Source organism: Mucilaginibacter sp. UYCu711 (assembly GCF_050433825.1).
Taxonomy (GTDB): domain Bacteria; phylum Bacteroidota; class Bacteroidia; order Sphingobacteriales; family Sphingobacteriaceae; genus Mucilaginibacter.
Map to the genome: position 1 here is coordinate 306,007 of NZ_JBNPWM010000004.1, position 23,141 is coordinate 329,147.

Genomic DNA, 23,141 nt, shown 5'->3' on the forward strand with positions numbered 1-23,141 from the left:
TTTAATTAATGTTTTTAAGTATAATAATAGCAGCAAAAAATTGGGACTCTGCATTAAATAAAACTATTTTTTCTGTTCTCAGGCAAACTTCAAATGATTTTGAAGTTATCGTTCAAGTACGGTATAATGTTGGTAATGTAAACTTCAGAGAATTATATCCGGAAAGCGTTAATTTTTATGAGGAAGATGATGCTGGGATATACGATGCGTTAAATAGAGGCATTGAAAAGGCGAAAGGAGATTTTATTTTGTTTTTGGGACAAGGAGACTATTTAACAAATGATTTTGTGATTGAAAACTTTATAGAGTTATCTAAACAAGGTAATGCGGCTTTTTGGGGCGAAGTATTTTATTACAAAAACGAAAATGAAATAATTAAACGCTTTAAAATTAAAAATAAAGAAATATCACGAAGGAGTTTTAAAGGAGGTAATCCATTACATACCCAAGGCCTTATAATAAAACGAGAAATTTATCAAGAGTTTAAATACGATACCCAATATAAAATATTAGCTGATTTTGAATTCCTATTGCGTAGCGATATTTGGAAAAATTTAAGAATTACTACCCAACCGGCTGTTATGTTTGAACTTGGTGGTGCATCAACTAACATTACTACAGCTGCAAATAGCCGAAAAGAGGCAATTGTTATATTGTTAAAATATAATATACTTCCTTCTTTTAGATTGCTTTGTTCATTTATTTACTATCGTGTGTTAAATATATTAAAGTTTTTTAATAGATAAATTTGTTAAAATTGCATTGTGGTTTGGTTAGTATTGGCTATATATAGGATGACACATAATAAGTAAATTACATGTATTTATTTTCATTTCACACATTTTTTAATGCAAAAAATATCAGTTTGTATACCAACGTATAATGGTGAATTTTATATTAAAGAGCAATTAGATTCAATTTTATACCAGCTATTACCAAACGATGAAATTGTAATATCTGACGATTCTTCGACAGACCAAACATTAACAGTTATTAAGTCCTTATCAGAGCCCAGGATAAAGATATTTGAAGGTAATAAATTTAGGTCGCCAATATATAATATAGAAAATGCAATTAGGCACTCCAAAGGCGACATCATAGTTTTAGCAGATCAGGATGATGTGTGGTTACCCGATAGGTTAAAAGAAATAATAGATGGCTTACAGGCAGCAGATTTAGTTTTAACAAATGCCTTTGTTGTTGATGATAAACTCAACAAATATGGAAATACGTTATTTGAAAGTTTACAAACAAAAAAAGGTTTTTTTGAAAACTTAAAGAAAAATACCTATGTCGGTTGTTGTATGGCATTCAACACATCATTAAAAAAAAAGATTTTGCCATTTCCTTCAAATTTGCCAATGCATGATCAATGGATTGGATTAATAGCAGAATTACATTGTAAAATTAATTTTATTTCAAAACCATCACTATTATACAGACGGCACCAATTAAATGCATCAAATACAGGTAGTTTAAGTAATAATACTATATATACGAAATTGAAATATCGTATGGCAATGCTATCTGCAATAATATTGCATGGATTTAATAGATAATTATGGTTTTAAAGTTAATGCAATAAATAAAATGAATTATAAAATATCATGTAGTCTAGTAACTTACAAAAATGAACGTGAGCCTATTACATTAGCAATTACAAGTTTTTTGAATATAAAAATTGATAGTAAATTATATATAATTGACAATTCACCAACAGATGAACTGAAAAACATAGTTTTTGACCCTCGCGTTGATTACACACATAATCCTTCAAATCCTGGCTTTGGAGCAGCCCATAATATTGCTATAAAAAAAGCATTTGCTTTTAAAGCAAAATACCATTTGGTTTTAAACCCTGATGTATATTTTAAACCGGGTACTATAGAAGCTCTAATCAAGTTCATGGATAATAATTTAAATGTAGGCAATGTAATGCCCAAAGTTTATTATCCCAACGGTTCTATTCAATACCTTTGTAAATTATTGCCTACCCCATATGATTGGATAGGTAGAAGATTTAATCCATTCAAATCAATGATTGAACAAAGAAATCAGAAGTTTGAATTAAGATTCACTAATTATACTGAAATTATGGATGTACCTTATCTCTCCGGCTGTTTTATGTTTTTAAGAACAGACTCGTTAAAGAAAACTGGTTTGTTTGATGAGAGTATTTTTATGTATGGAGAAGAAACAGACTTATGTAGAAGATTAATTAATGCTGAATATAGAACTGTGTTTTTTCCTAAAGTTTCAATAATACACTCTTTTGAGAAAGGTTCGCATAAATCATGGCGGCTAACTTGGATTGGAATAAAGTCTGCAATATATTATTTCAATAAATGGGGGTGGTTTTTTGACAAAGAAAGAGTTAAAATTAACAAAGAAGCATTGTTTAAATTAAGATATATCAAAGTTGATTTATGATGAATATTCTTTTAACCGGAGCAAACGGTTTTTTAGGAAAACATATTTATTCTGCTTTTTCAGATTCTCATGTTATCCATACACTCGGCAAATCAGGATGCACAATTAATGTAGATATTAGTATTTCTGAACCGATTTTACTTAATACTTACGATCTAATTATACACTCCGCAGGGAAAGCGCACACTATTCCTAAAACACAAGCTGAAAAACAAATATTTTTTGATATTAATTTACATGGTTCAATGCGCCTTTTAAAGGCACTTGAAAAATTATCTAATTTACCCCAATTTTTTATCTTTATAAGTTCTGTAGCGGTTTATGGAATTGAAACAGGGAATTTAATAAACGAAAATGCGTCTTTAATAGCCAAGGACGCCTATGGCCAAAGCAAAATTGAAGCTGAAAGAATTATCCAAGACTGGTGTAAAAAAAATCAAGTAATTTGTACGATTTTAAGGCTTCCTTTAATTGCAGGCCCCAACCCGCCTGGTAACCTAAAAGCAATGATTAAGGGTATTGACAAGGGTTACTATTTTAACATAGCAAAAGGCAAAGCAAAAAAAAGTATAGTGCTTGCAGAGGATGTTGCTAAAATAATTCCTGTTGCTGCCAACATAGGAGGGATTTATAATTTAACAGATGGCTATCATCCCAGCTTTTCAGAACTGTCACTGGTAATTGCCCAACAATTAAATAAATCCAAGCCTTTAAATATCCCTATGTGGGTAGCAAACTTAATTGCCAAAATCGGTGATTTAGGTGGGACAAAAGCCGCAATAAACTCTAATAAGCTTGTCAAAATAACCTCAAATTTAACTTTCGACGATACGAAAGCCCAGAAGTTATTAGGGTGGAAACCCACACCAGTGTTAAGCGGTTTTAAAATAGGGATACGTTAATTAACGAGTTAAATTACTTAATATTAATACGAGATCTATGAACCTATCTATACTTTTAATCTCATTACTAATATTGTTTGCCGTTGAGCTTTTATATTTTAAAATAGCAAATAATTTCAATATTATCGATAAACCCAATCATCGTAGTTCACATACTGTTATTACAATTAGAGGTGGAGGAGTTATATTTAGTATTGCATTATTATTTGCTGGTGCTTATTGGGGTTTTCAATACGAATATTTTCTGATTGGGCTTTTATTAATAAGTTTTATAAGTTTTGTTGATGATGTTAAGCCTGCAAGTAATATAATAAGAATACTTTTTCATTTGGCTGCAGTTGCTTTGTTATTTTATCAGGTAAGCATGTATAACCAACGTATGTATTTTATAATCTTAGGGCTTTTCTTAGTTATCGGCTCAATTAATGCCATCAATTTTATGGATGGTATTAATGGCCTTACTGGTAGTTATAGCCTGATAACGTTAATCACGTTTTATTATATTAACAGATATGTTACTGTATTTACAAACGAAAATTACTTAACTATTTCAATTCTATCTTTGATTGTCTTTAATTTCTTTAATTTTCGTATCAAAGCCAAATGCTTTGCTGGCGATGTAGGCAGCGTCAGCCTAGCCTTTATTATTCTTTTTTTTCTTTTGCAGTTGATAATCAAAACAAGTAATCTTAATTACTTACTTATGTTGTTGGTGTATGGTTTAGATACAGTAACTACAATTACATTCAGGGCATATAGAAAAGAAAATATTTTTAAAGCCCACAGAAGTCATTTTTATCAATTCTGGGCAAATGAAAAAAAAGTACCACACTTGTTGGTTTCTATGGCTTATGGCATTGTTCAGGGAGTTATTAATTTTATTTTGATAAGATTTAATCCTACATCAGTTATTAATTTAATTCTATCAGTTGCAATAACTGCGATAATATTTATTTTAATACGTATCCGTTTTGAGGGTTCAGGCAAACTTTTTAATCTAAAAAAAAATGATTAATGTATATCTCATCAATTTTAGTGATTTATATAATCTATAAAACAATTAAAAAATTGATATGTTATTATGCTAGTTGTTGCTGTTAAATTATTTGTATGCTATTTGTGTTTGCATTTTTTCAATAATTAAGTACATTTAACTACAAACACAGTATATTTACAGTACTTAAATAATAGTAATTATTTATTTTGCCCATGAATACATCGCCTACCTTATTCAATCAAATAAACATAGTTCCTCGTTGGCTTATTTTTTCACTTGATTTAATAATTAGTTTTTTAGCATTAACCGCTGCGTATTTAATCAAATCTAATTTTGATTTTAAAAATTTAAATCATGCAGAATTTGATCGCAATTTATTAATATCAGCTATATTAAGCACAGTAGTTTTTTGTACACTTAAAACATTTGCAGGCATTATAAGATACACAAGTGCCCAGGATTCCTTTCGAATTTTAACTGCTGTACTTATAAGTAACGGTGTTTTCTTTGTAATTAACGCTGTTTCTATAGCTTTTTATAATATCCCATTAATTTCAAACACTATATTAATTATTAATTGCCTGGCCTGTTTTTTATTGATGGTTACTTACAGGATTATCATAAAATACTTTTTCCTCTATATTAAAAATTTGAAATTAGATAAGAAAAGAGTAATTATATATGGTGCCGGAGAAGCCGGTGTGGCTGCAAAAAGAACTTTTGATCATGACCAAAAGGTTAATAAAAATATTATAGCCTTTGTTGATGATGATCAACGAAAGGTAGGGAAGACAATAGATGGAATATCAATTTTGGACGCAAAAGATTTGCCTCAATTAATTGAAGAACATAAATTAGACGAAATTATTTTTGCATCTTATACTATCCCGCTTGAACTTAAGAACAGTGTTGTTGACATCTGTCTTGAAAACGATATAAAAGTATTAAGTGTCCCTTCTCATGATGTTTGGACAAGCGGTAAATTACAATCAACGCAAATACAAAAAATAAATATCGAAGATCTGCTAAACAGAAAATCAATTGAAATTGATATTGCCAACATTCAAAAAGAGCTTAAAGGGAAAAGAATATTAATTACCGGAGCTGCCGGTTCAATAGGTAGTGAAATAGTTAGGCAGTTAATAAAATTTGATACAGATTTGATAATAATGTGTGATCAATCTGAAACTGAGTTACATCATCTTTATCTAGAGATCGAAGAAATGAATACTCAAGCAAATTTTCATGCTTTTATGGGAGATGTGAAAGATGAGAAAAGAATGGACTATTTGTTTGAAACCTATAAACCCCATTATGTATACCATGCTGCCGCATATAAGCACGTTCCTATGATGGAGGATAATGCTTCTGAGGCCATCAAAACAAATGTTTTGGGTACTAAGACCATTGCTGATCTTTCAGTAAAATATGCGGTTCAGAAGTTTGTAATGATATCTACTGATAAGGCAGTAAATCCTACAAATGTGATGGGCGCATCAAAACGGATTGCCGAAATTTATGTACAATCGTTAAACAGATCGATAAGCAATAAAGACTTTAATTTTACCAACGGATTAAGTCATTTAAATAATAAAAAATCAAACACCAGATTTATAACTACGAGATTCGGTAATGTACTTGGGTCAAATGGTTCTGTTATACCACGATTTAGACAACAGATAGAAAAGGGAGGGCCTGTTACAGTTACTCACCCGGAAATAACCCGTTACTTTATGACTATACCAGAGGCTTGTCGTTTGGTATTGGAGGCTGGTTGCATGGGTAAAGGTGGAGAGATCTATATTTTTGATATGGGTAAATCTGTTAAAATTATCGAGTTGGCTAAGCGTATGATCCGCTTAGCCGGATTGGTTCCTAATCAAGACATCAAAATTGAATATACAGGATTAAGACCAGGCGAAAAATTGTTTGAGGAATTACTAAATGACCATGAAAATACGATGCCTACACATCATGAAAAAATAATGATAGGCAAAGTGCGAGAGTATTTGTTCAATGAGATCGAAGGACAAATATATTCTTTGATAGACCATGCAAAAAATAATGATGACATACAAGTTGTTAAATCTATGAAGCTGATGGTACATGAGTTTAAAAGCAAAAATTCTGTTTTTGAAGAATTGGATATGATAACTCAATCACTTTTAAATGAATAGAACTTCGTTCTTGTTGGTTTTTCTGATGTTGTTTCAAATCTCTTGTAAAACTCAAGTTAAAAAAGAGATAGAAGTATACAATAATGATTTTGAAGGAAATAATTTATCAGGTATAAGTAATGGTATTATTAGCCAGTACAATAACTCTGCAGTATTAGGTCAATATAATAACGGTAATTTTATTTTAAAGATTGGTAATTTACCTAAGCATGATCTGATTAAAATTTCTTTTGACTTATATATACATGACAATTGGCGTGGCCAGCTTTTGCCTGACGGACCAGATATATGGCAGATGCTTGTCGATAATTCTTTATACATTAATACCACATTTTCGAATTTTGGCTGTAATGCGGGTAATATTTGCCCACCTCAATCTTATCCCGATGATTATCCTAACAGTAATCACAATCCGCGTTCGGGCTCGTACAGGGCGGATTTACCAGGTGTTTGCAGCATGCTAAGTTCTCCAAATGGCACAACAATGTACAAAATCACAAAAACGTTCAAACACGTTAATCAGTCAATGTTATTACAGTGTTTAGATAAGTTAAATCAAAATTATCCTAATCCAAAGTGCGAAAAAAGTTGGTCTGTAGATAATATTAGTATAAAAGCAATTACTTTATGAGGCTTGTTAAGCTTATAGTGGTATTTATATTTCTCGCAAAACTTGATGTTGTTGCACAATCTTTACCTGTTGGTACGCCACTTGAAGATTATTATAGAAGAACACAACTGATGGGTGCGATTGATACTAATGTTTCCTTTACTCTTAGACCCATCAATCCATATTATATAAATAAAGGAATACAACCATTTAATCCTGACAGTTCAAAATATAATGAGATACATGCTGAAAATTCATGGATAAGTAAAAAAGGGAAAATGCGGGTAAATCTTTTGCCTTTAAACTTTCAAACTCAAGTTAATACCGATCATCCTTATGGATGGAATGACGGAGCAATGGTACCTTCTAAAGGTTTGCAGACATTGATAAGTATGGGAGTATTCGCGAAATATGGCATATTGAGTGTGCAATTTTCGCCCGAAGTAGTTTTAGCAGCAAACTCGAAATTTGAAACATTCAACAAAAATCAATATGATGTAGTTTTTGCCAGGTATTATGATATTTATAATAATATTGATTTGCCGGTAAGGTTTGGAACATCCGCTTACGCCAGAATATTTTGGGGCCAGAGCAGTCTAAGATTAAATTTCAAATCGGTATCAGTAGGGTTATCTACAGAGAATTTGTGGTGGGGCCCCGGGATAAGAAATTCTTTATTAATGAGTAATACCGCCCCTGGTTTTAAGCATTTTACTTTAAATACGTTACGACCTTTAAAAACAGCAATCGGATCTTTTGAAGGCCAGGTAATAGCTGGTAGTTTAAGTAATTCGGGCTTCCCGCCACTGGAGCCTGATAATAAATATTTTGGTACAGATTTATATGTTCCTAAGCCAAATAACTGGCGATATTTATCAGGTGTTATAATTACCTGGCAGCCTAAGTGGGTGCCAGGCTTATTTTTAGGATTTGATCAAAGTTCGCAAATGTATGGTAAGAACTTAAATGGGCTTAAAGATTATCTTCCATTTTTTTCTCCTGTTAAGTCATCAACTGCCCCTGATGCCCCTATTGACCAAAATAAAGATAGACGAAGTTCGCTATTCATGAGGTGGTTATGGCCACATGAGCATGCCGAAGTCTATTTTGAATGGGGACACAATAACGCATCTAATGACTTATATCAGTCATCGTTGTTGCCGGAGGATTCACGCGCATATATTTTTGGACTAAGAAAAATTTTGCCATTTAATAGTTCGAAGGATGAAAATATTTTGATTGGAATTGAGGTTACTCAATTACAAGAAACGTCTATTGCCAAAATCAGAGACGGACAAGAATGGTATGTAAGCAAAAGCATCCGGCAAGGCTACACAAACAATGGAGAAGTGTTAGGTGCAGGTGTTGGACCTGGTGCGAATCTCCAGTCGGTTAATATAAGTTGGATAAAAGGATTAAAAAAACTGGGATTGCAATTCGAACGTTATGTTCATAATAATGATTTTTATTTCTATACTTTTGGTGATAGTCAAAATTTTTCTCAACATTGGGTAGATCTATCCATAGCGACTAGCGGCGAGTGGAACTATAAAAATCTCATCTTTAATGCTAAAATTCAAGCCATTAAATCTTTAGATTATCAATGGGCTTTAAAACAAAATGGAAATGACCCCGGATTTGTAAATCAATTAAGCGTATTTAATCTGCAGGTTCAGGCAGGGATATTATACAGATTTTAAGTATTGTAGTTAAATGAAAAACTCTCTGTTTTTATTAAGTGCGTTTATTGCTCTAAACTGCTTGTTTTTACCAAACATTGTATATGCGCAATCGGTTCCCGTAGGGATGCCTGTTCTTGACGATTATTATAGGAGAATACAATTACTTGGTAAAGTTGATACAAACTTGTCATTTACCTTGCGTCCCATTTTTATCGAATCTTCTTCACATCTTAATGATTCTGATAGTGCGCTAAAGCATGATAATTGGACAGCATCTAATTTAATAACGTTTGCTAAAGGTTTAGGGCAGTTTAAAATTTTGCCATTAACCTGGCAGCAACAATTTAATTCAGATCATCCATATGGATGGAATGATGGTGCCATGATACCTGCTAAAGGCTATCAAACAAAGGTAAGTGGTGGCTTTTATTTAAAATTTGGCCCATTAAGTATAGAATTACGTCCTGAATATGTATATGCAAATAATCTTAATTTTGATGGGTTTGATTCCGGACATACAGGCCAGGATTTAAGAAATTACTATTTATATCATAATCTAATTGATAATCCTGAACGATATGGAAGTGGTGCGTATCATCGCGCATTTTGGGGACAGAGTAGTATAAAATTGACGGTTGGTCCAATAGCGGCAGGTTTGTCTAATGAAAATCTGTGGTGGGGGCCTGGTATTAGAAATGCATTGATTTTAACTAACAACGCTCCCGGGTTTAAACATTTTACACTCAATACTATTCGACCCATTAAAACATATATTGGATATATCGAGGGGCAGATAATAGCAGGGCGTTTGGAAAACTCCGGATTACCTAATTTAGCAACTACCTCTTTGCCAGATGGTACAAATTTGCTAGCCCCTAAAATAAATGACTGGCGTTATTTTGCGGGTTTTAATATTAATTATCATCCCAAGTGGATGCCTGGTTTTACTATTGGACTTATTAGAACGTTTGATGCTTACGGGAAAGATATAAAAGGCTTTTCAGGATATTTTCCATTTTTTACACCTTATTCAAAACAAAGTACCGTAGGAGGTATAGATTCTGGAATTGGTGATCCATTTCCCCGGGATCAGTATACTTCATTTTATGCCCGATGGTTATTCATAAAAGCTCAGGCAGAGGTTTATTTTGAATATGGCTTGAATGATAATTCATATAATTTAACTGATTTTGCTCAATCACCGGATCATTCAAGAACTTATCTATTTGGACTAAGGAAAATGATACCAATAAATGGTAGCAATAATCAACATCTCCTATTTAGCGGCGAAATAACACAATTGTCTCAAAGCGTAGATCGCCTTGTGAGAGATGCAGGAGGGTGGTATATTCATTATCAAGTAGAACAAGGTCATACCAACAACGGACAAGTTCTTGGGGCCGGTACCGGTTCTGGAGGGAATTTACAATCAATGGATATAAGTTGGGTGTCGGGATTAAAAAGATTGGGGATTGGATTTGAGCGATATGAGCATGATGTTGATTTTGCTGGATCAGCGTTTCCTGATATAAATGGGAACAGTCGTAAATGGGTTGATTTTGCGTTTGCTTTGCAAGGAGAGTGGACTTATAAGAATTTATTGTTTAATGCAAAACTACAACAGATTAAATCATTAAACTATGAATGGGTGTTAAAAGATTATGATTCCTCAAAATATTATATACCACATAACGATGTGTATAATTTTCACGGAGAATTGGGTGTGACTTTTAGATTTTAGACCTTTTTCTGGTTGCCAGGACATAAAAGCTAAACAATATTCCGGATAATAATACTCCTACCGGTATTATTAAATAGTATTTAATTCGATTTTTCTTTAAAGGAAGTTCCGGTTCGTCTACAATTTGAACTGTTGGTGTTTCTTGTGCAAGCATAGTTTTGCTTGTTTCCAGACTCTTAACTGTTTCTGTATAGGTAGTGGTTAACAAAATTTTGTCACGCTCTTTTACCTCGATGTCTGCGTTTGGGCTTGTGTAAGCGGGATTTATATCTAAAATGCCTTTACTGGCAGCCGCTGATGTATATGTTTTATGATTGAGCATAGCCCCGATACTATCTACGCGTTGTTGTAAGCGTTGCACATTATATCTCAACCGCTTGGTTTTTGTATTAATATAAAAATCGGTAGCTGCTTTTATCATACGGTTACAAAATAGCTGAGCTAATTTTTCGTCTTTCATAGTAACGTTTACCTCAAAAAAACCAAGCTTTTTATCAGTTTTTGCTATTCCAAATTCACCGTCCAGTATAAGTGTGGTCATCTCATGCAACAAACTATCCTGTAGCCGGGTATTTTGAGTGCCATTTAATGGGAAACGTGTTATCTTGCCATCAGGACTATATTTTAACCATTTTTTATTTAGTTTATATACAGCCGCATACCTGTCTGCAAGCGTTTGCGTGCTGTCATAAGCCGTTACAAGCGTTGCTTTAATAAGTTTATGGCTTTTTACAAGTTCTTGCACGTTGTCGCCGGCTAACACACCGCTACCCCCACCCAGTGCATTTAAATCCATGCCAGCTAGTCCTGCCAAGGCAGATAAACCACCGCTACCACCTGCTGACTTTGAATCATCTACTACAAAAGTTAATCTTGCAGTATAAGTTGGTGACCATAACCATGTTGTTAAAGCACCCAATAACCCGCCAATAATTAACGCTAAAACTAATGTTTGTTTATACTGTAGTACAAACTTTATATCGCCAATGCGTTCACTTATTAATTTTTTGAAAGAAAACTCTGGCTCGTATGGGTATTGTGTATTTTCCTGGCTCATTGTTATTTGTGTAAAATAGCTACAATACTTACCAATGCTGTTAAAATGCCAGCTATACTCCCCAGGTCGCCAAAACCAATCTTAAATTTATTATCAGGAGCCTTCTCAGGAACTATAATTTTACTACCGGGTTTAACCGTAGGGTAATGGCGAAAAAACAGGAAATGTCTAACCGGTTGATTCAAGCCATCGGGATATTGAATATATGCTCCTTTTAACCTTGCATTTTCTGTGGTACCCGCAGCAGCGTTAATGTAGTATTTAAATCTGTGTCCGTTATAGCTTATATATTGTGGATTATTTACCGCTCCGGATACTTCAACATATGATATCACACGCGGTACATACACACTATCGCCAGGTAGTAATATCATATTCTTGTTAGCTTCAGGAATATTAGTCTTAGCAGTCAAGTCAAGATTAACGCGTACACCATTTCTATAAATCTGGGCATTTTCAATTGATCCATAAGGTGTTACGCCACCGGCTCGTTGTAAAAATTCAAGCGCGGTTTCGTTTCTTTTTTGTACAGGATAATCACCCGGGAATACAACCTCACCTTTAACAACCACATTGCCCAGTGAGCGGTAATTAACTAAACGTGGAACGTTAACTACATCCATAGGTTCTAACTCTATACTGGCATCCTTATTATTTGCCATGTCCACGATGAATGTATTAACTTGCTGATTAGCTACACTGTCAGATTCATTTTTAATAACCCTGTTTATTTCAATATGATGATCGGCTGCTTCATCGGCAAATCCGCCTGCCATGGCAATAACATCAGCCAATTTTAAACCTTTGCGATAGGTAATTATAGATGGGCGCCTAACATACCCGCTAACTGTTACTTTTTGGTTAGATATAAATGCTTCGCGATCCATGATAACAACGCTATCTTCACGTAACAACGCTATATCATTTACGCCGTTAAGTATATCAGTGGGTTTAAATGGTATGCTTTGCTTTTCCAGATTGGGGAGCGTTCTGTTAATGTAACCACGTTCCATATAGGCTTCCGGCTTTAATCCTTGCGCTAATTTTAAAAGCCGGCTTAATGTAAGGCCCGCAGTGAGCTCATAAACATCGGGGCGATAAACTGACCCTTCAAGCACAACCCTGTTGGTATAGCGGTTGGTTACTGCACCTATTTGCACTTTATCGCCATTATGTGGTGTGTAATTTGAGAAAAGATTAGAAGGGACATCTTTTACTTCGTGTTGCAGTTCATTAATCTGGTCAACTTTAGCAATACCTGTATAAGCCACATCAGTAAATCCGCTTGCATACCTTATCAGATCGTCTAAATGTTCGTTTTCTTTTAGCTCATAAATAGCCGGGTTTTTAACTTCACCACTAATGCTTACCCTCTTTTTGTAAACAGGTATTTGAATTACATCCTGATCTTCCAGACGTATGTTGCCATCTTGTATACCATTTTGCAGATAACTGTAAAAATCTATCGTTTTATAAAGCTTATTATTTCGTATCAGCCTAATATATCTTAATGAACCAATTGTATTTGGTCCACCAGAGTTATATAAAGCATTTGGTAATGTAGCTAATGAAGATAGGGTAAATGATCCGGGAGTTTTTACCTCGCCTTTTACAGTTACTTTTATACTACGGGTACTGCCTAAATTTACAGTTAATAGCGTTTGTCCTGAACTTAAGGCAGGGTAAATTTTAGTTAGTTTCCTCTTTATTAAGACAGTAGCCTGGTCAATTGTGAAGCCATTTACATAAACAATACCAGCAAGCGGGATTTGTAAGTTGCCATCCGGGCTCACTGTCGCCTCAATACTTTTTTCATTTAGCCCGGTTACCAGAATAATAACTTTATCGCCGGGCCCTAATACGTAGCTCTTGGGGGTTGCTATTGAAAAATTAGGCTCGAAAGTAATAGCTTGTTTAAAAAATTGCGTACCATACACTTCCAATACTGCCTGTGCAGTATTGTTTATAGGGTGCTCAAGTGGTTTTGGCTTTATTACCAAATCATTAATATCCCTTGCAGAACCGGTTTTTTGTTTTTCTGTTGATGATGATGCTTTTGGTACTGTTGGTTTATTTAAACCCAGTAAGGTCACCCTGTCTTTAAAAGCTTGTACTTCTTCAGGCAGAACGCCATTTTTACCCATCATTTTATAAGCATCCTGTTCAGACAATCCAGAGGCTTGCAGCTTTTTCCAGGCCTCTACTATTTGCCCATCAGTTGCCTGGCTAACTTTCATGCTTCTTAAGTCGCTCATTGATTGAGCAGCAGCACGGTTAGTTATTAGTATTGAACAAAGAAATAAGATATAAAACAGGTATTTAATGCGCATGTATAATCAAGATCTAATTGATGCAAATATAAAATATTATACGAGTAAATGTTGTTTGGCAACCCGCCAACTTAGTATGCTGTAAACGTCATAGTCCCGGAATTAGTTTTTGTAAGCCGGTAAAATGTTTTTCAGTATCTATAAGTTGATTGATATGCTGCTGTGCATTTTTACCCATTTGTAATAGAAGAACTTTGTTAGCGTATAATGTTTTAATCAAACCGGCAAGCTGTTTATGATTTCCTGGTTCAAATAATAAGCCAGTATAATTATTGATAACCATCTCTGGTATTGCGCCAATAGCTGATCCTATAACCGGTTTGCCTAAGGCCATGGCTTCAACCACGGTAAAGCCTAAAACTTCATACCACTCTGATGCACAAATTGAAAACTGCGCACCATTTATTATTTGCAGTGTTTCCTGTTTACTTTTTTTACCTAAAAAAGTGACATTCTTCAATCGGTTATTGTCTTTAAACATTTTTAACTCACTTTCCTGTGTGCCATCACCAATTATTTTTATGGAAATATCAGGGCAATCCCTCATGGCGTTTAGTACAGTATGCGCCCCTTTTATTTTTTCAAGCCGGCCAACAAAAACTATATAACTTTCAGTGTCGGTTTTAGGAATTAACTTTGCTGCTTCAATCCCGGTATAATCATATCCATGGTATAGCTGCACCAATTTATCAGTATGGAAATTAAAATATTTAAATTTTTCATACAAAAAAACCGAGGGGCATATGTAATAATCCACATAACTATAATAATCAAAGTAATTATGTACGTAGTTTTCCAAAGCTGCGACTGTGCTGGCCAGGTAAGAGCTTTTTTTACACGAGTGAGTTATGCAGTTGTAAAAAGCGCCTCCAAAACAACGTTCGCATATTTGGCCGTGACTTATAAATGTACTTTCAGGACAAATGGGGGTATACTCATGTAATGTCCAGATAATAGGGATACCCTTTTCCTTTAATATTTTTAAAATAGTAGGGGTGATGTAATGATGAATAACATTTATATGTGCAAAGTCAATTTTTACATCTGTTAGCAGGCGTTCTAAATTTGTCTGCGCTTCTACAGAATATATACTTTTCATAACCACCTTTATACCAGTGGTTAAGCTATGTTTATTAACTTTCTTATAATCAATATTTTCAATAAAGTAATCAGAATATTCAGAGGGGTAATTCCTGTCATCTTTCATAGAAAATGGTACTGCATTATGCCCTCTTTGCTGGTATAGTTTTACTACATTGTCCACATATGTCCAATCTCCTCCACTTGGGTACCACGTCCAGTTTACAACAAGAATATTCATTTAATAAGCAGTTTATTCAGAAAATCAACATTAATACAAACAAAATCTAAAGATGGTTGTATTATATGTAAGTATAGATAAATTATAAAAAATAAAAATTTGGATTAATAATCTACTGCGCTCGTCTTAAAAATGTAATCCATATCATACTATAAAAATCATGATATGGGAGGTGAAGGTAGCAATTGCCAATTTTTTATCTTTAACGACATTTATTAATCAACTTAATATTTAAAGTGTTAAACAATTTAATTTTTGATCAAATTGTTTAAATTAATAGACGGTTTTTTTAAAAAATATTCTGCTAATGGCTCAAAAAAGGTTAGTTTTGAAAGGTGAAGTAAAATTCCCTTATCGCAACTTAAACATCTGCCAGGTGTTGCCATTATGGTGTTAACATTTAATATGAAGAAAAAAATTTACATTGCTGGTGCTGGTGGAATGCTTGGAGAAGCCTTTTATCGCATATTTAAAGATGATTACGAAGTTAAATGTACAGATAAAGATGTAAATGAAAAATGGCTTAGCTTTTTAGATTTTAGAAACTTTGACGCATATAAAAGAGATGTTGAAGCTTTTAAACCTGATTATCTTTTTCATTTAGGTGCGTACACAGACCTTGAATACTGCGAACTAAACTTAGACGATACTTATCTTACCAATACTACATCTGTAGAAAACGCTGTTTTTATAGCTAATAATTTAAATATTCCTGTATTGTACATCAGTACCGCTGGGATATTTGATGGTGCCAAAGATTTTTATGATGATTGGGATGAGCCAAATCCATTAGGGCATTACGCAAGATCTAAATATATGGGCGAACGTTATGTACGCGAAAATGCAACACGCTATATAATTTGCCGTGCCGGTTGGATGATGGGTGGCGGCCCAGAAAAAGACAAGAAATTTATAAACAAGCTTATTAAACAATTAGCTAACGGCAATCGCAACTTAAATGTTGTAAATGATAAGGACGGCACGCCAACATTTACTGTTGACTTTGCTAAAAACGTTAAATTATTATTGGAACGTGAATATTGGGGCCTTTATAACATGGTTTGCAATGGCGAAACCAGCAGGTACGAGGTTGCAGAAGAATTGGTAAAAATACTTGGCCTTGATAATGAGGTTACCGTTAGCGAAGTTTCCTCAAGCTATTTTAAAGACACCTATTTTGCTCCAAGACCGCCATCAGAACGGCTGATTAACAAAAAGCTGGAATTAAGAAATATGAATATTATGCGCGATTGGAAAATTGCGCTAAGAGAATATGTTAATGATTATTACGCTGACTACTTAAAAGAAAAAAATATTTATCCGGTAAAAGAATATATTACTTTATAAATTTTATTTTCGAAGATGCGTATTGCTGCTTTTGGCTTCCGATCGATCCCTTTGGCAAAAGGTGCCGCCGGGGCGGATAAATTTGCACTTGAATTATTTCCACGTCTTGTTAGCAGAGGGCACTCCGTTATTGCATACAACAGACAATATCCCGATGTATTTGTTGATGTTACCGAATTTAAAGGTGTAAAAATAAAGACCTTTAAAACCACCGGTAAAAAAGGATTTGATACCCTACTGCATTCTTTTAAATGTACTTTTGATATAATAGTTAATAATACTGCCGATGTTGTACATATACAAAACGGGGGTAACAGTATTTGGGCATTACCCTTACGCTTATTTGGCAAAAAGGTGTTTATTAGCCAGGATGGGGTAGATTGGAAACGCGATAAATGGCCCTGGTATGGTAAACTATATTTAAGGTTTGCAGCCTTCATCACTGCGCATTTACCTAACGAGGTGATATTTGATAACGTAATTGCCAAAAAACTTTTTGAAGAAAGATTTAACAAACAATTTAAGTTTATACCGTTTGGCAGTGAGGTGGATGCCGTTAATGACAATACGGATATCCTGCAAAAACATGGCCTTGAAAAAGGTAGCTATTACTTATTTGTTGGGCGATTTATACCAGATAAAGGTCTTCATTATTTGGTCCCTGCCTTTAAAAATTCAAATTCCAATAAAAAACTGGTATTAATTGGCGGCTCACCGAATCCGTCTCCTTATGAAAAGAAATTACTGGATATGGCTAACGACCAGGTAATTTTCCCGGGGTATGTTTACGGTGACGATACTAATACACTAATGAGTAATGCTTATTGCTATATCCAGCCGTCGGACGTGGAAGGATTATCACCTGTTGTACTAACTGTTATGGGCCTTAATGTACCTATGATAGTTAGCGATATAGAAGAAAACCAATACGCCGTTTTAGATACAGTAAGGATGTTTAAGCAGGGAAATATAAGTTCGTTAACCGAAGAGATAAATTACTGTGAAACACATTATCCTGAAATGCTTGCTTTGGCGCAAAGAGCCAGTGAGCGCGCATTAAGTGTTTTTAATTGGGAAAATGTTGCTGATGAACACGTAGAAGTGTTTTTAAATAGTTAAACAGCTTTTTTAAATAGCTCAATTAATTGTAACGCCGCCTGGTGCCACGAGAAGTTTTTAAGGCGCTCCTGTCCTTTTACCATCATATCCTTTCGTAACTGCTCATCATCCAGCACCAATTTTATTTTGGTGGAGATATCATTTATATCAAATGGATCAAACTGTAATACAGCATCACCTCCAATTTCTGGCAGGCAGGTATTGTTGGCCACCAATACAGGTAAATTATGCCTAAATGCCTCAAGCACAGGTATGCCGAAACCTTCGTTTATTGATGGGAAAACATACAGCAGAGCATTATCATATAGCTTACCCAATGATTCATCCGCTAAATACCCGGTTAATATAACATCTTTACTTAATTGGCAAGTAGTAATGGTATCCGTTATTAACTGACGGTCGCTTTCCGGATTATTTACAGACAAGGTTCCTGCCAATACCAGCTTTAATTCCGGGTATCCCTTTTTTTTTATTTGGCTAAAAGCCCGTATCAAGGCGGGGATATTTTTTCGCTTAAACATGGAGCCTACGTGTAAAATGTAGTTGCCGGGGTTTAATTGAAGTGAGTTTAAAAGATCGTCAGTATTTATTGCGTTACCTGGGTTTAACGTTTTTGGTCCTTCATAAACAACCGCTAATTTATCGTTAGGGATATGTGTGAAATGGTTGATCTGCTTTTTTGCCCATTGACTTGGAGTAACTATAAAGGCGGATTTTTTTGCGCCAGGCAAGGCCGTTTTTTTATAGAGCCATAGCCATAACTTTCCATAATTTTCGGGAGTTTCAAAAAAGAAAGCATCATGAAAAACGGGAATAGTTTTATAACCCAGGTGCAGGATCGGGACAAAGTTATCGGTACAAAAAACTATATCGGCTTTATTGAAAAATGCTTTTAGAGGTAATACCAGTTGTTTCCACAGCTGATACCTAAAATGCTCAATAAGTTTAAGTGTTTTTGTATTGCCTGTATAAACCGGGATAACAGTGTCTAAAAAACAAAAGCGTATAGAAGGATCGTTTATTTTTTTAAACGCTTTGCAAAGCTCCTCTAAATAAGTTTTTGTGCCTGTTTTGGCTACCTGAAGGTCGCGCACATCAACTGCTATGGTTAATGGTTTGGGCATATTAAAGAGCTTCGCGACTTTTAATTAATTTGGCAGGTACACCGGCTATTATAGAGTTTGCCGGGAACGACTTATTAACCACGCTGCCGGCAGCAACAACGCAACCATCACCCAACATTACACCTGCCAATATAGTAATGCCGCCACCCAGCCAGCAATTATTGCCAATTATAACAGCCTGCTTGGTAACGCCCTGTTCTTTTATAGTCTGGGTTAGATTGTCAAAATTATGGTTCTCTGAAAACACCTGGATATTAGGCCCGGTTATAACATCATTACCTATAGTAATGCCGCCCTGCCCGGCTAAAAAAGCACGTGCACCAATACCGGTTCTGTCGCCAATGGTTATACCTGCCCCACGATGGGCAATAACACCGGTGCAGAATAGTATCGAGTCGCGGGCTATAGAAACATTGTCACCTATTGTTATGCCATTGGTTGATAGCGCGTTGATGCTTACATTATCATCTATTATTAAATTTTTGCCGGCTGATATTTGATAGCCATGCCTTACCTTAACATGAGTACCCGCAAAGACTAACCCCGTCGATCTTTTAAAAAAGAATTTTAAAAATAAGCCACGTATCAGCTGGAAAAACCTAACCCAGGCCACGGCAAAAAGATCGCGGTTAGAGTGCGATGTTTCCAACTTATAGTTAGGGTCGTTTTTTAGTTTACTTATCAGCTTTTCAATCATTTGGCGCCGGTTGCAATGGGGTGGAATGTTGTTGCATAATTATACTTACAAATAAGCCTGATAATAACCAGTTCATGTAAGAAAGATAAGATGATGACTCAACTTCGGATGTTAACATCGGGATAAAAAAACCAATTTTTATCAGTAAAACAGCCATACATACTTTTCTTTCTTTTCCTTTTAGCTGGTTAAGCCACTTTAAACCCGTTTTAACAAATAAGATATATATGGCCAAATATAAAAATAGTGCAATTATGCCAGCTTGCACCCCAATAATTATAAATTGATTTTCTCCGCCTACGTTTTCGCCCAAAGTGCCGGCTACGCGGCCCGATGTACCCAGCCCAAGTCCCATGGGGCTTTGTGCCATTGCCAGAATGCCCTCTACCCATTGTACGATGTGCCCAACGCTTGAGGGGTCGCTAAAATCAATGGTATTCATTAAAACCGCGATAAGGCCCGATTTATTATTGGCATCAAACTGTGTAAATAAATAGAACAGGTAAATCGCCCCTGCGGCAACACCAAGGTGAACTACGTTAGTAATATATTTTTTCTTGGTTATAAGCGCATAAATATATATCATAAAGAAATATGCAGCCAATGGGGCACGTGATATAGCAAAAGTTATAGAAAGCGCCGTTGCGGCTAAAGCCAGCAGGCCCATTTTAGTAGGTTTAAACCTATTATTATCGCGTGTAAACAAAGCTGCAATTACGGCAAGTGCTAATAAGGTTGCGGCGGCATGCTCAAGCGGGTTTGAAAAAAAGCTGGCAAAGCGCCGCAAACCGCTGTCCGAATCAAAAGTTGTACTTAGCCCAAACAAACCTGCAGGCTCTATATTAAAAAAATAATAGCAATATTCTGCAAATCCGGTAAATAATTGTAATTGCTGGTACATCATTACTTCAACTACCAACACAGCACCGGCTGCAATAGTCAACAGTATCACATAGTTAAAATACTTATTGATGTAGATGGTCCTTGCATCAAAGAAACGCCCGGTGAAATACACCACTATGTAGAACGAGGTGCTTTTAAACGCAAGTAACCTTTCAAAAAAAGTATGCTCACCTATTGGTAAGATGGCGTAGATAAAAGTATAACCGAGGAATGCGAAAATAAGATAATCTAACAAATGGAAACGTGGCCTTTGTCTTAATGATAATATGTTTAATGTAAGTACACACAGCACCAATATCTCTTTAAAAAACTGGAATACCGGTATAATACTTTTTAGCCCGAGCATAAAACTCACAGACATAGCCGTGGTATAAAGGGACAGACCAAAAATTAAAAATATAAATATGCCATCCCCCTTGCCTTTATAGACCTCCCTCAATGCCACAATAAACGAAGTGATAAAAATGAGTGGGAAAATTAACATGCTACTGATTAATATTAGTTATTATGAGGCCAAATTAGGTTTTTTGCCGTGAAAACACCCTCTTTTAAACCTTTAACTAAAAAGCCGGCTTTTTCATTACGGCCTCTGAGTTTAAAATACAACCACGCAGCCCCATAATATAAAAGCCCGCTTATAAAATAAACAGGGTAGAAGATCATGTTACCGTATTTGCGCAAAAACCATATCCTGTTGCGGGTAACGTAGTAATGAATAATCGGGCTCAGAAAGCCTTCTTTTCTTTCGACTTTTGCTGATACACCGGCTTCATGATACATTTTGGTTGAGGGTAGGTAATGGAGTTCATAGCCCGCCCCGCGTAACCTGTAGGATAACTCAACATCTTCATAATACAAAAAAAACTGCTTGTTAAACAAACCACTTTTGGTTAATGCCGAGTTACGAATAAGCATACAACATCCTGTTACCCATTTTGCAATTTCGCAGCTCGCGTTATCGGTCGGAAGCGTTTTATCAGAATAGGTTAATCCCAATAATTGATTAAAACCACCTTTGCCATTCCACACCCGGGTTCTATCATGCAGCCAATATATGGCAGGCTGTACTGCTGCTGCCTGGTGATGATCATTTAAATGTGCACTAAGGGCTGAAACAATATCTTCATCAACCAGCGTATCTGTATTCATTACTAATGAATAGGTATAGCCTTTCGTTATACTATAAGCTAAGCCCTTATTATTACCTTCGGCAAAACCCAGGTTTTCATTGTTTTCAATATATGCCAGATTTGGAAATTGGGTTTTTAATAATGTAAGTGAATTATCTGTCGACCCATTGTCAACAACCACAATATCAAACAAAAGCTCATCACAATATTGCTTTAATGACGCAATACAATTTGCCGTATGTACGGGTGTATTCCAATTAAGCAATATTAAAGCAACCGGCTTAGTCATTATTGATAGCAGGTTTTTTAATAAGGTACTCTGATAGCACCAGGGCACAAATTTCAACAATCAACGTAAAGGCGCCTATGAATAAGTAATTGTTTGACGCGGATAATAAAAATGCCATTCCAACAGCCACTACAAACAATATTGATGATATCCTGAATAAGTAAATCGTATTGTTCTTCAAAAGCAGATCGAGCATATTTATGACATTTAAGGCTGATACAACCGGTACAAATGCCATAACCCTTAAAAGTAAAATAGAGTTTGCATCATGCTGTTTTGATAACGTAAATACAATAAAATCAGCCAATATAAATATAACCATTGCCCCGGCAAAAAATAGGCCTGCTAACAGGTATTTGGTCTTTCTCCTGTAAACAGTCCATAGTTCCAGGCTTTCTTTATATAAATGTACTGCTTTAGGGTAAAAGGCATTCGCGATGGTATTTATAAGATTTCTGCACTGGCTTACAACCCTGTCGCACAATGAATAGGCACCCAGTAAATCAGACCCGCCCCATCCTAACGCAAATATTATGATTGATTGTTGCAGATTAGCCGATACATTGTTTATAGTTAAATAAAAATTATTCTTGCTGATTTTAAGTATTTCGGCTTTCCGGGGCAGTAAAAATTTAAGTTTAAAATGAACGCTTATATAAATTAACAAACCTAAATAGGTGATGACATTGCTCATCCCTAAAATAAAATTAACCCACCCGGCTTCATTTGGGCTTTTTATAAAAAGCAGTATAGCTATTATAGCTACAACATTTGCCACCAGGTTATATATATTAAACAGCTTTATTTTTTCAGCACCGATAAAAAAACATAGCGGATTAAAAACTTCGGCCAAAACAATAGGGGCGGATAGCAGTATGAAAAAATAGGATGATATATGAAACCAGTAAAGCACAAATAACCCGATTGAAAAAAACACAAAGATCAATGTCCTGATAAATAGTGTATTGCAAAATACTGCGCTAAGTTTTTTAATGTCTGTAATGTTATAAGCGGTATCTCTAACACCTGATTGACCGGTACCATAATTAATAACTGTACCAGTAAGTATAGAAAATCTGTAGGCAACCATTATCATCCCAAAACCCTCAAGCCCTACACTACCGGTAATAATGCGGATGGTAATAAACAGCAATAATAAATTAGATAGCTGTATACTGCTTAAGTTGAAAAAATTGGACAGTACGTTGGTTGCTCTTAATTTTTTATAAGAGCCAATTAAGCGTTGTTTCAAATTTTACAGGTTATTGCTCCAGCAAATTTAACT

General features: G+C 35.0%; 19 protein-coding genes. 11 read left to right on the forward strand and 8 right to left on the reverse strand.

The window, feature by feature from the left end:
- Positions 1-8: 8 nt before the first annotated feature.
- The 9 genes from ABIB50_RS10825 to ABIB50_RS10865 all read left to right on the forward strand — a co-directional run bounded on the left by ABIB50_RS10825 (position 9) and on the right by ABIB50_RS10865 (position 10,539).
- Entirely contained in the window at positions 9-746 is a 738-nt protein-coding gene (locus ABIB50_RS10825; protein ID WP_429379729.1) for a glycosyltransferase, read from the forward strand.
- A 102-nt stretch (positions 747-848) separates the two neighbouring features.
- The gene (locus tag ABIB50_RS10830; RefSeq protein WP_429379730.1) at positions 849-1,559 is read left to right on the forward strand and encodes a glycosyltransferase family 2 protein; all 711 of its coding nucleotides are present in this window, start codon (positions 849-851) and stop codon (positions 1,557-1,559) included.
- The gene (locus ABIB50_RS10835) at positions 1,543-2,430 is read left to right on the forward strand and encodes a glycosyltransferase family 2 protein (protein WP_429379731.1); all 888 of its coding nucleotides are present in this window, start codon (positions 1,543-1,545) and stop codon (positions 2,428-2,430) included. Before ABIB50_RS10830 ends, ABIB50_RS10835 begins: the two co-directional genes overlap by 17 nt.
- Complete coding sequence (locus ABIB50_RS10840; protein WP_429379732.1) at positions 2,427-3,332, forward strand: NAD-dependent epimerase/dehydratase family protein; 906 nt, start codon at positions 2,427-2,429, stop codon at positions 3,330-3,332. The genes ABIB50_RS10835 and ABIB50_RS10840 overlap by 4 nt, the downstream gene beginning before the upstream one ends.
- A 37-nt stretch (positions 3,333-3,369) precedes the next feature.
- The gene (locus tag ABIB50_RS10845) at positions 3,370-4,347 is read left to right on the forward strand and encodes an MraY family glycosyltransferase (protein WP_429379733.1); all 978 of its coding nucleotides are present in this window, start codon (positions 3,370-3,372) and stop codon (positions 4,345-4,347) included.
- Positions 4,348-4,541: 194 nt separating this feature from the next.
- Positions 4,542-6,506, forward strand: a complete 1,965-nt coding sequence (locus ABIB50_RS10850) for a polysaccharide biosynthesis protein (RefSeq protein ID WP_429379734.1) — start codon at positions 4,542-4,544, stop codon at positions 6,504-6,506.
- Positions 6,499-7,137: a hypothetical protein gene (locus tag ABIB50_RS10855; RefSeq protein ID WP_429379735.1), complete on the forward strand. Its 639-nt coding sequence runs from the start codon at positions 6,499-6,501 to the stop codon at positions 7,135-7,137. Before ABIB50_RS10850 ends, ABIB50_RS10855 begins: the two co-directional genes overlap by 8 nt.
- The gene (locus ABIB50_RS10860; RefSeq protein WP_429379736.1) at positions 7,134-8,816 is read left to right on the forward strand and encodes a capsule assembly Wzi family protein; all 1,683 of its coding nucleotides are present in this window, start codon (positions 7,134-7,136) and stop codon (positions 8,814-8,816) included. Before ABIB50_RS10855 ends, ABIB50_RS10860 begins: the two co-directional genes overlap by 4 nt.
- A gap of 13 nt (positions 8,817-8,829) precedes the next feature.
- On the forward strand, positions 8,830-10,539 hold the full coding sequence (locus tag ABIB50_RS10865; protein WP_429379737.1) for a capsule assembly Wzi family protein: 1,710 nt from the start codon (positions 8,830-8,832) through the stop codon (positions 10,537-10,539).
- On the opposite strand, the gene ABIB50_RS10870 is transcribed toward ABIB50_RS10865, so the two are convergent.
- From ABIB50_RS10870 to ABIB50_RS10880, 3 genes are all read right to left on the reverse strand, one after another.
- Entirely contained in the window at positions 10,529-11,458 is a 930-nt protein-coding gene (locus ABIB50_RS10870; protein WP_429379738.1) for a hypothetical protein, read from the reverse strand. The genes ABIB50_RS10865 and ABIB50_RS10870 overlap by 11 nt on opposite strands.
- A 140-nt stretch (positions 11,459-11,598) precedes the next feature.
- Positions 11,599-13,851 (reverse strand): SLBB domain-containing protein, encoded by a 2,253-nt coding sequence (locus tag ABIB50_RS10875; protein ID WP_429379739.1) that lies wholly within the window; start codon positions 13,849-13,851, stop codon positions 11,599-11,601.
- Between the two features lie 163 nt (positions 13,852-14,014).
- On the reverse strand, positions 14,015-15,247 hold the full coding sequence (locus ABIB50_RS10880; protein WP_429379740.1) for a glycosyltransferase family 4 protein: 1,233 nt from the start codon (positions 15,245-15,247) through the stop codon (positions 14,015-14,017).
- A gap of 405 nt (positions 15,248-15,652) precedes the next feature.
- Here ABIB50_RS10880 and ABIB50_RS10885 point away from each other — a divergent pair, with 405 nt between their 5' ends.
- Both ABIB50_RS10885 and ABIB50_RS10890 read left to right on the forward strand, forming a co-directional pair.
- A complete protein-coding gene (locus ABIB50_RS10885) occupies positions 15,653-16,594 on the forward strand; it encodes an SDR family oxidoreductase (RefSeq protein WP_429379741.1) in 942 nt (313 codons plus the stop codon).
- Positions 16,595-16,609: 15 nt separating this feature from the next.
- Positions 16,610-17,713 carry a glycosyltransferase gene (locus tag ABIB50_RS10890; RefSeq protein ID WP_429379742.1) on the forward strand — a complete coding sequence of 368 codons (1,104 nt, stop codon included), beginning with the start codon at positions 16,610-16,612 and terminating at the stop codon, positions 17,711-17,713.
- Here ABIB50_RS10890 and ABIB50_RS10895 read toward each other — a convergent pair.
- The 5 genes from ABIB50_RS10895 to ABIB50_RS10915 all read right to left on the reverse strand — a co-directional run bounded on the left by ABIB50_RS10895 (position 17,710) and on the right by ABIB50_RS10915 (position 23,108).
- Positions 17,710-18,837, reverse strand: coding sequence for a glycosyltransferase family 4 protein (locus tag ABIB50_RS10895; RefSeq protein WP_429379743.1), 1,128 nt, complete (start codon positions 18,835-18,837; stop codon positions 17,710-17,712). The genes ABIB50_RS10890 and ABIB50_RS10895 overlap by 4 nt on opposite strands.
- Before the next feature lies 1 nt (position 18,838).
- Positions 18,839-19,534, reverse strand: coding sequence for an acyltransferase (locus tag ABIB50_RS10900; protein ID WP_429379744.1), 696 nt, complete (start codon positions 19,532-19,534; stop codon positions 18,839-18,841).
- Positions 19,527-20,798: a hypothetical protein gene (locus tag ABIB50_RS10905; RefSeq protein ID WP_429379745.1), complete on the reverse strand. Its 1,272-nt coding sequence runs from the start codon at positions 20,796-20,798 to the stop codon at positions 19,527-19,529. The genes ABIB50_RS10900 and ABIB50_RS10905 overlap by 8 nt, the downstream gene beginning before the upstream one ends.
- A 137-nt stretch (positions 20,799-20,935) precedes the next feature.
- Complete coding sequence (locus ABIB50_RS10910; RefSeq protein ID WP_429379746.1) at positions 20,936-21,856, reverse strand: glycosyltransferase family 2 protein; 921 nt, start codon at positions 21,854-21,856, stop codon at positions 20,936-20,938.
- Positions 21,849-23,108, reverse strand: a complete 1,260-nt coding sequence (locus ABIB50_RS10915; RefSeq protein WP_429379747.1) for an oligosaccharide flippase family protein — start codon at positions 23,106-23,108, stop codon at positions 21,849-21,851. The genes ABIB50_RS10910 and ABIB50_RS10915 overlap by 8 nt, the downstream gene beginning before the upstream one ends.
- Positions 23,109-23,141: the final 33 nt, after the last annotated feature.